The organism is Sphingopyxis sp. MWB1 (genome assembly GCF_000763945.1).
Lineage (GTDB): Bacteria > Pseudomonadota > Alphaproteobacteria > Sphingomonadales > Sphingomonadaceae > Sphingopyxis.
The window spans coordinates 1,139,358-1,149,724 of the sequence record NZ_JQFJ01000002.1 but is presented as its reverse complement, the minus strand read 5'-3'; the positions used below and the strand labels follow the sequence as shown (position 1 = coordinate 1,149,724).

The window sequence follows — 10,367 nt, the reverse complement described above, 5'->3', positions numbered from 1 at the left end:
GGGATAACATAACAGGATCTGAAAAAAGAAGATCAATCTCTTTCATAAAACAATTAATTTCCTTGTCTCCAGAGCACGGGAGGATGGTCGCGGTCATCTTATTGTCCTTTGTGAATCGGACAGAGCCCAGTGGCACTCGGCATTTTCCCTCAATTATTCGAATGCTAGTCTCCTAATTCGGCTTGGATTACACTGAACCGCATGAGGCCGCTATCAAACAAGCGGAAAGGGCAAGGAAATTAAGCGAATGTACCCTCAAGCGCGCCGACCGCTGTCAGGTCACGAATGCTTGTCCAACATTCTTAGCGTCTCTTATACTTACTCCGAATTCCATTAATAATCAGAAGCACAAAAGCCGATTGCGAGCGAGTTCGCCGGCAGCTCAAGATCCCGAATCGTCGCCTTTCCAATCGCGGTCCCGGTCACTCCTCTTATGCCCACAGCGCTTCCGCGCTGATAAGAGTCCATTGCCAGCAGCGAAAGAAAGACCGAGCGATTCATTTGCGGCTCCTCCTGAGGAAATCACCATGCGAGAGGGATTGGCCAAACGTAGGATTCGCTACTCCGCCCGTAGGGATCTTCTCAAGTCGCGGTTCCGGAAATTGGCTCAGCCAACTTAGTCGCTCTTCGATTTGATTGGTAACTGGTTCGTTCGTAATTTGGACCGTCAGGCCTCTCAGCACATAACCTGGGCCAAAGCTTCGTGAGATATCGTTGGGCAATACCCGTTCAACACTGCTGGGGTCCTGTACGTTCTTAAACCGGACCATGTACGGAAGATATTGAGCTCGCTCTTTGGGTACGCCGCTTCCCCAAAGATGATGCAAATCTCGGTTGGCTCGCATCTGACCTGACCCCCATCTTTCATCCAGCTGCAACTAGAGGCCGAGGGGTGTTGTCGCGCATAAGCGCAGGCGAAGCAACGGGCGGGGTTAACCCCGCCCGTTGCTTTTCGAGTTCGGCAGCGAACGCCGCCGGGGTGGCGTAGCCGAGCGAGGAGTGCGGCCGCTCGGTGTTGTAATCGTCGACCCATCGGGCGAGGATCGTGCGCGCCTGACCGATCGTGAAGAACAGCGTCTCATTGAGCAGCTCGTCGCGCATGCGACCATTGAAGCTCTCGACGAACCCGTTCTGCGTTGGTCTGCCGGGTGCGATATAATGCCACTCGATCCCGACATCGCCGCACCAGGCCAGCACCGCGTTCGACGTCAGCTCCGTGCCGTTATCGCTGACGATCATCTTCGGCGCACCGCGCCTGGCGATCAGATCGCCCAGCTCGCGCACGACCCGCCGGCCCGAGATCGACGTATCGATCACCGCCGCCAAGCACTCGCGCGTCACGTCATCGACGATGTTGAGCACCCGGAAGCGTCGCCCGGTGACGAGCTGATCGTGGACAAAGTCCAAGCTCCAGCGCTGGTTGGGAAGCGCCAGCACCGGCGCAGGGGCCCGCGCGCCGACGGCGCGTCTTCGTCCCTTCCGGCGGCGCACCGTCAGCCCTTCCTCCCGATAGAGCCGCTGCGTCTTTTTGCGGTTGATGGTGATGCCGTCCCGGCGGAGCAGGATATGCAGGCGGCGATAGCCAAACCGCCGACGCTGCTGCGCCAGCTCACGCAACCGCAACCGCAGGTCGCCATCATCGGCTCGACACGAGCGGTATCGCATGCTCGTGCGATCCGCTCCGACGACAGCACACGCCCGCCGCTCGCTCATCCCCAGCGTCGTCTGAAGATGCGCGACAGCTTCCCGCTTCGCGGCGGGCGTCACCATTTTTTTGAAAGCAGGTCCTTCAGACCCGCATTGTCGAGCATCGTGTCGGCGAGCAGCCGATTCAGGCGCGCGTTCTCTTCCTCGAGCGCCCGAAGCCGTCTGGCGTCCGACACCTCCAATCCGCCGAACTTGGCCTTCCACGCATAGTAGGTCGCACTCGACATGCCGTGACGACGGCACAGATCCGTGACCACCGCGCCCGCTTCGGCCTCCTTCAGGATGCCGATAATCTGTTCTTCCGAAAACTGCTTCCGCTTCATCTGTCCGTCCCTTCTTCAGGTCGGACTCTAACTTCAACTGGTGGAGAAAATGGGGGGCAGGTCACATCCACGCAACCTGTCGCCCAGCTTCCTCTTCGCGCTCATCCGCATTCACTGGCCGCCTAAGATCGTCAGGAGGGTCGATTCCCGGAACTCCTGCTGCCCAGTCCGGATTATCCGCCGTACGGAGAAGCACAAAGAGCGTTTGCCCATTGGGCAGATCGACGGCAACCGCCTCGCCCCTAACAGTTGCGCCCGACAAACCCCGATCCCAGATCGTTTCAATTACACTTGATCCCGTTCTCACGCCTGCGGGGGTCTCCACCTCTGCGGTCAATCGATAGCGAATCGGATCGAAATAGACCCGGCTGCTTCCCGGATCGCCGGGCTGGCATCCGCTCAGCGCGAGAGGCGCTACCATGCATGTCAGCAAAAAAACGCCGCGCCGCGATATTAGAAAAGGTTCGCTGAACATGCTTCCCATAAGATTAAAGCTCCGAAGCGGAAGTAAACATCAGATTGACGCCGTTCAGACAAATCCCACGACCAAGCATGGGGTTTCCAATTCTGCGGATTCTTCCGCTGCCCAAAAACCAATCCTGACTGAATAAAATCCCACCTGATCGAGCGACCGGTCAACGAGACCCGCCCATGCAACTTGCTGGCACTGAGTATTTTTACGCGCTTGATCAATCAGAAAAATGGCCAAGTTGGCGCTTGTGGCGTTTCTATACAATGTCCGTAGCGGATTCTGTTTTCTGGACCTCGGAAACCTTCGAAAAACAATATTCGATCGGAGTTTTCTCCCTGCGATCATCGCTCTCTTCCTGCTCCATCGAGTGTCTGGCCGGGGACAACAGATATCGGATAATTCGCCGATCGCCCTTTCTTATTTCTGCCTGTACTGCCAGACCCGGCCCGATCGGCTGAACACGACCGGCCACGCGGATGCTCGGCTTCAGTAGGCGGAAGCGCATCGTATAGACCAGCCCTCGGCGGAACTGCTCGGCATTCCCATGGCGCTCCCCCGCCGCGCGGCTCGCTTGTATCAGCGGCATCCCAGCTGATATTTTCAACAGCACCGGGAAGGATGCCCCGACCCAGTCGCGGGGCAGCCCTTCCTTCACTTTTCCGGAGCCATCCGGAGCCCTGTGTGAGCGTTTCTGGCCGGGCGCCTGCCGCCGCGCAACCGGTATCCCGCCCCCTTTTTTCCCCGCCCCCGCGTACCGCAGGGCTCCTCGCGCCGCCGCGCTTTGCGCGGCCAAAAAAGCGGGGGATACCGGTCCTTCGCTGATGCTGCGGCCCTTCGGGTGCCCGCCGCCCCTATGTGCGCCCGTCCGCTTTGCGCTCACGCTCCGGAGATGGTCTCCGGCGGCGATGAAGGAGACGAACCATGGCAGCTATCGGACTTGTGAATGGCACGATCGAAAAGGGCTTTGCCGGCCAGCTCAAGACGCTCTCGATCCGCGCGAGCATCGAGATCATGCCCAACCGCAACAAGGCGAGCGACGTTCAGCCTGACTTCCGTATCTATTCCGAAGGCGTCGAAATCGGTGCAGGCTGGGTGCGCACCGGCGAGGTGTCGGGCAAGGACTATGTATCGCTGAGCCTCGCCGCTCCCGAATTCGGGCCGCGCCGGCTTTATGCGAACCTCGGCCGCGCCGCGGGCCAGGACGACGACAATATCTATGCCGTCATCTGGAACCCCGACGATTGACAGAGGACGCCCCGCGCTCGCCCCGGCGGGCGCGGGGCACACCCTTTCTCTTGTCGCCGCGCGATATTCGGCTAGGATTCTGCGACCGATGAAAACCGATCTCGACCATCTTCCCGCCGCCAAGCAACGCGATCTTGAACGCATCGTCGAAATTCTGTTCGCCGCGTTTGAGGAAGCGACCGCGCTTGCGACGCAGCAATGGAAGAAAGAGGGGCGCATCCTCAAGATCATCCTCTATGGCAGCCATGCGCGCGGCGACTGGGTCGCCGATCCCAAGGGCGGCTATTATTCGGATTACGACATCCTCGTCGTCGTCAACGATGCGCGGCTCACCGACCCGGTCGACTACTGGTACAAGGCCGAGGATGCTTTCCTGCGCGAATACGGCATCACCAAGCGGCTCTCGGCGCCCGTCGGGCTGATCGTTCACAGCCTCGGCGACGTCAATTTCCAGCTCGCGCGCGGGCGGCCCTTCTTCATCGATATCGTGCGTGACGGGATCATCCTCTACGAGTTCGGAACGCACTCCTTCGATCCACCGAGGCCGCTGTCGCCCGAACTCGCGCACCAAGAAGCGCAGGGACATTTTGAGCAATGGTTTGCGAGCGCGAGCGAGTTTCTTGACGGCGCCAAATACTTCATCGCTCAAAATTATAACAATCGAGCGGCTTTCCTGCTCCACCAGGCTACCGAGCATTTTTACCACACGGTGCTCAATACCCTGACCCTCTATTCGCCAAAATCGCACAAGATCAATTTCCTGCGCGACAAGGCCGAGGACATCGCGCGCGACCTCATTCCGATATGGCCGCGCGACGAGAAATTCGCGCGCCGCTGCTTCGAATTGCTCCAGCAGGCCTATGTCAACGCACGCTACTCGCCGCATTACAGGATCAGCGCCGAGGAGCTTGCCTGGCTCGTCGAACGCATCGAAAGACTGCAGGCGACCGTGAAATCGATCGCCGAAAATGCTCTCGCAGAGCATCCGGCGCCGTGAGTTCGATCAAACCTGCTGAATTGAAAATGGTCGACGAGGTGCTGCGTGGGAGCGAAAAGGGCTATATCCTGGACTTCTCCAATCGCACCTTTGCTGAATTCTTCGAACTGGAATTCGACATCGACCTCTATGGCGGTGACTACGAAGCCGAGGGCACCTCGAAAGCAAACCGCTTACGTTGCTTTCTAAAAGCGGTCGACGACGGCACGGCCGCGCGCGTTCTGCGCCGCCTATATGAATACCGCCAAGCCCTCCCGGAACCGAGACGATCGACAATCAGGCCGCTCGGCGAAGGCCAGCTTCTTGCGTTGATCGGTCGGCTCGAGCGCGGCGAACCAAGCTCCGGTCAGCCGCCGCAGCCGGTCTTCGACCGCCGAAATTATGAGATGTTTCGCGATCGGTTAAATCAGTTGTGGGACATGGATGCGCATCGGCGGGGCTATGCCTTTGAGGCCTATCTGAAGGAGCTTTTCGACGCATTCCACCTCAAGGCGCGCGGACCGTTCAAGCTTACAGGCGAGCAAATCGATGGCAGCTTTGAGCTCGGCAATGAAATCTATCTGCTCGAAGCGAAATGGCAACAGAACAAGATCGGCGCCGAAGAACTACATGCATTTCATGGAAAGCTTGAGCAAAAAGCCGCATGGACTCGCGGTCTGTTCGTCAGCTTTGGCGGCTTTACCGACGTAGGCCTTTATGGATTCGGACGCGCGGGCAAGAAGCTCATTTGCATGGAAGGCAAAGACATATACGAGGCCCTGGATCGGAATATACCGATCGACACGCTCTTGGAGAGCAAGGTCCGCCATGCTGCCGAATTCGGCGAGGTACTAGCTCCTGTAGGGTTGCTTTTTCCCTCAGCATGATCGTTAGTGCGCGCTGAAAAGCTCGGGCTGGAGCGGTTCGTTGAGCGCCGCGCGCGCCTCGATCGCTGCGCCGACTGCCTGCCTATAATGCACCGTGCCGCAGCGTTCGGCTTCCTCGAAATCGACCGGCGCCCATTCCTCGCCCGGATAGCAAGCCTCGTAAATTGCGCGCGCGGCTGCGCGCAAGCGCACATCATGCTGCACGTCTTGTCTCCATCATCGTTCCGAATCCCGCCCTGCGGCGGCAGACATATATGAGAACATAAAAGGAACAAACGCGCAAGCCGGGGGGATCGAATTTCGCCGGTGCGATTTTCGAGCCTCCCGCCGGGCGGCAATCGGTGTGACTTGAAGCGCGCCTTGCGGTGACACGCCGCGCCACATCCGAGGTGCCGATCATGTCTTTATCGAAGGATGACGATCCCGAAGTCCGCGCGCTCCGCGCGCAGAAAAAATCGCCGTTCCTGAGCCCCGCGCAGGCGGCTTTCTATCTTGGCCTGTCCGAGCGGACCTTGCAGGAATATCGGACCGCCGGCACCGGCCCGCGCTACCGCCGGCACAGCCGCCACCTTCGCTATCATATCGACGATCTCGACCGATGGTCGCAGCAACAGGGCGAGGCTGGCGGCGATGCGTAGGGCCATCGCCATGCTCGGAGTCGCTGTCCTTCTCTGCGGATCGATCGCGACAATGATGCGGCCGCCGCAGCTGCGTCTCCTGTGGAACGCTAGCGCGAGCGCGCCCGTCGGGCTGTGGACGATCGATCCCGACGCGACCCCGGGACGCGGCGACATGGTCGCCGCGCGGCTCGCCCAGCCATGGCGCGGCTTCGCGGCGCGCCGCCATTATCTCCCCGCCAATGTCCCGCTCATCAAACGCGTCGCCGCTGTTTCCGGCGACCATATTTGCGCGAACGACCATATGGTCTTCGTTAACGGCGAGGCCGTCGCGGCGCGCCGCCGGTTCGACGCGGCAGGACGCGCCATGCCCGTCTGGCACGGTTGCAAGCTGCTGGGCGACGCGCAGATTCTGTTGCTTATCGACGCGCCCAACTCGTTCGACGGACGCTATTTTGGTGTCACCCTGCGGCGCGACATCATCGGCAAGGCGGTCCCGCTGTGGCTCCGCTGAAGCTCGCCGTCGCAGCGCTCGTCTTGCTCTGCGCATCGCCCGCACGCGCCGATCCGGTCGTGCAGTGGCAGCCGCATATCGCCGAGGCATCGGCGCGTTTCGGCGTTCCCGCCGACTGGATCGAGCGCGTGATGCGCGCCGAAAGCGGCGGGCGCACGACGCTCCACGGCCGTGCGATCACCAGCCGCGCAGGCGCGATGGGGCTGATGCAGCTGATGCCGGGAACCTGGGCCGAGATGCGCGCGCGGCTGGGTCTCGGGCGCGATCCGCACGATCCGCGCGACAATATTCTGGCGGGTAGCTTCTGTCTGCGGCTGATGTATGATCGCTTTGGATATCCCGGCATGTTCGCCGCCTACAACGCCGGGCCCGGCCGGTATGCGGCCTATCTTGCCGGGCGCGCGCGCCTTCCCGCCGAGACGATTGCCTATCTTCACGCCGTGACTGGCGGGCTCCAAGCCGCGCCCCCGCCGGCGGTGCCTCGCCTGTCTCCGATTGATGTCGATCCGCGCCGCGAGGTGCGCGATGGGCATCCCGCCGAGCCCGAGAAGGACGCCATCTTCTTCATCAAGCGGCCGATGCGCTGAGACGCGGGGTGGGGAGGGGTTCGTCTCGGCAAGTCCGAGTGTGACGGCCGGCGGAGCGCCTATCAAGGCCGGCGGCCCCTCCAATTTTGTTGTCGATTGAGCGCGCTTCGCGCGCGTTTGTCTTCTTGTTTCTGCAACAAAATCGGTTCCTCCGCCGCCGCTTCGCGGCGCCTTCGCTGGCGCTCCGGCGGCCCTGACAGCCGCTCCACCGCCCGTCGTCGGGGGCTGGTCCTCGAACGGTTCGGGGCGATGGAAGGAGCCTGTCATGAACATCTGTCACCATATCGGCGCGGCATCGGATCGCGTGTTGCAAAGCCTCGTTGCGGGGCTCGAAGTCGAGTTTGGTCGCGGTGCGGCGTCGGCGCTGGCGCAGCGTTTTCTCGAAGCCGAGGAGGTCGATTTCCTCTGGGAGGCGCGGATCGGGGAACGCTGGATCGGCGCCTATGAACGCATCGAAGATGACGAGATCGAGCTCGACCGGATCGCGATCCTGGGCAGGATCGAAGGCGCATGGTTCACGGCGATGATGATCGTCGATGGCGAGGGCCATGCGCACGGGATCATGGGACGGCGCAATTTTGCAGACGAGATGGAAGCACGCACCGCGTTCGCGATCGCCTGAACGCCGATGCGATTTTCGAGGAGCGGCGCCGGACCGGCGTCGCTTCTCTTTTTTTCCTCGACTGGGTGGCGGGGGAGGCGCAGGCGATCTGGACCGGCGGTTTGGGATGGGGGCGGGGAAAGCAAGATAGAAGCAATATCTCGCGATATTGTAAGCTGTTGTCTGCACATCCTTTTTCCGCGATTTTCGCGAGATACGCCGCGTAGGCGCGAGACAAGCGGCACGGCATGCACGGATTTCCGCCGTTCATCGGGCGCAAATGCGAGACTCCTTGTCATATGCCGCCGATTTGCCATCTTGGCTGCGGGAAGCGTCAATCCGTTCGGGAACGACGCATGACGGACGACGACGATTTCACCCCGCGCCTCGGTCGTATCGGCGGCCGCGGCAAGGACGCGCGTTATCTCGCGCTAGTCGTGCGCGCGGCGCGGCGGCGCGGCAAGCGCCCGGCGGCGCGTGGGGGGTTCGACGGCAGCCGGATCGGTCGCGGTGCGAGCGTTGCGCGGGTCCTCTCCTCGCGCGATCGGCTGGCCGCGTTCCGCTCCCGCCGCGTCATCGTCAAGATGCGGCTCGCGAAGCTGGCCGGGCAGGGCATGGCCAGCGCCCGCGCGCATCTCCGCTACGTCCAGCGCGACGGCGTCACTCGCGAAGGTCTGCCCGGGGAACTTTATTCCGCCGACCGCGACGTCGCCGACGGCAAGGCGTTTCTCGAAAGGTCGTCGGGCGACCGTCATCAATTTCGCTTTATCGTTTCCCCGGAGGATGCCGACCAGTTTCCTGACCTCAAGCCTTTCGTTCGGCGGCTGATGGCGCAGATGGAACAGGATCTCGGGACGCGGCTCGAGTGGGTCGCGGTCGATCATTTCAACACCCGCCATCCGCACAGCCATATACTGCTGCGCGGCAAGAATGATCGCGGCAAGGATCTGGTGATCGCGCGCGAATATATTTCGAGCGGCCTTCGCCAGCGCGCCGTCGACATTGTAAATCTAGATCTCGGCCCGCGCACCGACCTTGAGATCGAGGAGCGCTTGCGCAGCGATGTGACGGCCGAGAGATTGACCTCCATTGATCGCCAGCTTGTTCGCGGCATGGATGACACGCGGCTGGTCATGGCCCGCGATGCTGATCCGTTCCACCAGTCGCTCCGTGCCGGGCGTCTCCAGAAGCTCACGCGCCTAGGGTTGGCCACCCATCTCGGTGGTGACAGCTGGCGGCTCGAAGCCGATCTTGTGGGTCGGCTGCGCCGGATCGGCGAGCGCGGCGACATCATCCGCACCATGCAGCGCGAATTGACGGCGCAAAATCTCGACCGCGCGGCCGCCGACCGTGTCATCTACGATCCCGGGGCCGAGGGCGCATCGCCGATCGTCGGTCGTGTCGTCGTCCGCGGTCTCGCCGATGAACATAGTGACCGTCATTATCTGCTGGTCGACGTGATCGACGGGCGCACCCATTATGTCGAGATTGGTAAGGGCGACGCTGTCGAACCGATAGCTGACAACGCCATCGTCAGGATTGCTCCGCGCGCCTGCGATGTGCGTCCAGTCGATCGCACCATCGTCGAAGTCGCCGCCAATGGCGGGCGTTATACGATCGACGCGCATTTGCGGCACGACCCGACCGCGAGCGAGCGCTTCGCCGAGACGCATGTCCGGCGGCTCGAGGCGATGCGGCGGGTGATGCGAAACGTCGAGCGCGAACCCGATGGAAGCTGGATTATCACCCCCGATCATCTCGACAAGGTACAAAGGTTCGAGACAGGTCGGCTTCGAGACCGGCCTGTCGAGGTCGAGATATTGTCCACGGCACCGATCGAACAGTTGCCGACCATGGACGCGCCGACCTGGCTCGATCGGGAGCTTATGGATGAAGAACCGTCCGCCATTCGCGACGCCGGCTTCGGCCGCGAGCTTCGGGCTGCTCTGGCGCAGCGCCGACAATGGTTGCTCGCCGAGCAACTGGCAGAGGAGAGGGAAGGACGCATCGTTTACCGAAAGGGCATGCTCGCCAGATTGCAGCACCGCGAACTTCTGCGCCTTGCCGGACAACTGGCGGACGAACTCGGCAAACCCTTTACCGAATCGAAGTCAGGCGATCGGGTCGAGGGCCGGCTGGTCAGACCGGTCGACACGGCGAGCGGCCGCCTCGCGCTGGTCGAGCGATCACGCGATTTCACCCTGGTACCGTGGCGGCCTGTGCTCGCCCGGCATGTGGGCAAGCCCGTGTCGGGAATCGTGCGGGAGGGGGCGATCAGCTGGTCCCTGGGTCGTCAGCGCGGCGGTCCGACGATATCCTGACTGAATGGCCGGTTGAAGACCGTCTGCTTTTGGGAGCCGAACAGAGAGAGCAGGCATTTCGTTACGGGCTAGAATGCTCGCTCTGGGATACCTTACTGGCTAGACTTCGGTGACTTG

Annotated in this window: 13 protein-coding genes; 8 read left to right on the top strand and 5 right to left on the bottom strand. The window is 61.6% G+C overall.

What is annotated here, in order from left to right; translation table 11 throughout:
- Positions 1–333: 333 nt before the first annotated feature.
- The 4 genes from JV18_RS15365 to JV18_RS14620 all read right to left on the bottom strand — a co-directional run bounded on the left by JV18_RS15365 (position 334) and on the right by JV18_RS14620 (position 3,157).
- The gene (locus tag JV18_RS15365) at positions 334–501 is read right to left on the bottom strand and encodes a hypothetical protein (protein ID WP_160174166.1); all 168 of its coding nucleotides are present in this window, start codon (positions 499–501) and stop codon (positions 334–336) included.
- Between the two features lie 363 nt (positions 502–864).
- Positions 865–2,030 (bottom strand): IS3 family transposase gene (locus JV18_RS0106315; RefSeq protein WP_443027765.1). Its coding sequence is split into 2 segments (ribosomal slippage): positions 865–1,778 and positions 1,778–2,030, totalling 1,167 coding nucleotides; the frame shifts between segments, so codons are not numbered across the junction.
- A 61-nt stretch (positions 2,031–2,091) separates the two neighbouring features.
- The gene (locus tag JV18_RS15195) at positions 2,092–2,451 is read right to left on the bottom strand and encodes a hypothetical protein (RefSeq protein WP_144243874.1); all 360 of its coding nucleotides are present in this window, start codon (positions 2,449–2,451) and stop codon (positions 2,092–2,094) included.
- 307 nt (positions 2,452–2,758) lie between these two features.
- Entirely contained in the window at positions 2,759–3,157 is a 399-nt protein-coding gene (locus JV18_RS14620) for a hypothetical protein (protein WP_144243873.1), read from the bottom strand.
- Positions 3,158–3,423: 266 nt separating this feature from the next.
- Between JV18_RS14620 and JV18_RS0106300 the strand changes: the two genes are divergently transcribed.
- The 3 genes from JV18_RS0106300 (at position 3,424) to JV18_RS0106290 (ending at position 5,610) form a co-directional block, all read left to right on the top strand.
- Positions 3,424–3,747 carry a DUF736 domain-containing protein gene (locus JV18_RS0106300; RefSeq protein WP_033073854.1) on the top strand — a complete coding sequence of 108 codons (324 nt, stop codon included), beginning with the start codon at positions 3,424–3,426 and terminating at the stop codon, positions 3,745–3,747.
- Between the two features lie 88 nt (positions 3,748–3,835).
- Positions 3,836–4,744, top strand: a complete 909-nt coding sequence (locus JV18_RS0106295) for a HEPN domain-containing protein (RefSeq protein WP_033073853.1) — start codon at positions 3,836–3,838, stop codon at positions 4,742–4,744.
- The gene (locus JV18_RS0106290) at positions 4,741–5,610 is read left to right on the top strand and encodes a restriction endonuclease (RefSeq protein ID WP_081944707.1); all 870 of its coding nucleotides are present in this window, start codon (positions 4,741–4,743) and stop codon (positions 5,608–5,610) included. Before JV18_RS0106295 ends, JV18_RS0106290 begins: the two co-directional genes overlap by 4 nt.
- Positions 5,611–5,613: 3 nt before the next feature.
- Here JV18_RS0106290 and JV18_RS0106285 read toward each other — a convergent pair whose 3' ends face one another.
- Positions 5,614–5,814 carry a hypothetical protein gene (locus JV18_RS0106285; RefSeq protein WP_033073852.1) on the bottom strand — a complete coding sequence of 67 codons (201 nt, stop codon included), beginning with the start codon at positions 5,812–5,814 and terminating at the stop codon, positions 5,614–5,616.
- A gap of 194 nt (positions 5,815–6,008) precedes the next feature.
- On the opposite strand from JV18_RS0106285, the gene JV18_RS0106280 reads away from it, so the two are divergent.
- From JV18_RS0106280 to rlxS, 5 genes are all read left to right on the top strand, one after another.
- Positions 6,009–6,248 carry a helix-turn-helix domain-containing protein gene (locus tag JV18_RS0106280; protein ID WP_033075018.1) on the top strand — a complete coding sequence of 80 codons (240 nt, stop codon included), beginning with the start codon at positions 6,009–6,011 and terminating at the stop codon, positions 6,246–6,248.
- Entirely contained in the window at positions 6,241–6,741 is a 501-nt protein-coding gene (locus JV18_RS0106275) for a S26 family signal peptidase (protein WP_081944706.1), read from the top strand. Before JV18_RS0106280 ends, JV18_RS0106275 begins: the two co-directional genes overlap by 8 nt.
- On the top strand, positions 6,729–7,328 hold the full coding sequence (locus JV18_RS0106270; RefSeq protein WP_033073851.1) for a lytic transglycosylase domain-containing protein: 600 nt from the start codon (positions 6,729–6,731) through the stop codon (positions 7,326–7,328). The genes JV18_RS0106275 and JV18_RS0106270 overlap by 13 nt, the downstream gene beginning before the upstream one ends.
- Before the next feature lie 265 nt (positions 7,329–7,593).
- Positions 7,594–7,950: a hypothetical protein gene (locus tag JV18_RS0106265; protein ID WP_033073850.1), complete on the top strand. Its 357-nt coding sequence runs from the start codon at positions 7,594–7,596 to the stop codon at positions 7,948–7,950.
- A gap of 335 nt (positions 7,951–8,285) precedes the next feature.
- A complete protein-coding gene (gene rlxS, locus JV18_RS0106260; protein WP_033073849.1) occupies positions 8,286–10,250 on the top strand; it encodes a relaxase/mobilization nuclease RlxS in 1,965 nt (654 codons plus the stop codon).
- The last annotated feature ends 117 nt before the right edge of the window (positions 10,251–10,367 follow it).

What these genes read in the sequence shown, in the direction of transcription:
- JV18_RS15365 (WP_160174166.1), bottom strand. Translation starts at nt 501, where the DNA reads ATGAATCGCTCGGTCTTTCTTTCGCTGCTGGCAATGGACTCTTATCAG.
- JV18_RS0106275 (WP_081944706.1), top strand. Translation starts at nt 6,241, where the DNA reads ATGCGTAGGGCCATCGCCATGCTCGGAGTCGCTGTCCTTCTCTGCGGA.
- JV18_RS0106265 (WP_033073850.1), top strand. Translation starts at nt 7,594, where the DNA reads ATGAACATCTGTCACCATATCGGCGCGGCATCGGATCGCGTGTTGCAA.
- JV18_RS0106280 (WP_033075018.1), top strand. Translation starts at nt 6,009, where the DNA reads ATGTCTTTATCGAAGGATGACGATCCCGAAGTCCGCGCGCTCCGCGCG.
- JV18_RS0106300 (WP_033073854.1), top strand. Translation starts at nt 3,424, where the DNA reads ATGGCAGCTATCGGACTTGTGAATGGCACGATCGAAAAGGGCTTTGCC.
- JV18_RS15195 (WP_144243874.1), bottom strand. Translation starts at nt 2,451, where the DNA reads ATGGTAGCGCCTCTCGCGCTGAGCGGATGCCAGCCCGGCGATCCGGGA.
- JV18_RS0106295 (WP_033073853.1), top strand. Translation starts at nt 3,836, where the DNA reads ATGAAAACCGATCTCGACCATCTTCCCGCCGCCAAGCAACGCGATCTT.
- rlxS (WP_033073849.1), top strand. Translation starts at nt 8,286, where the DNA reads ATGACGGACGACGACGATTTCACCCCGCGCCTCGGTCGTATCGGCGGC.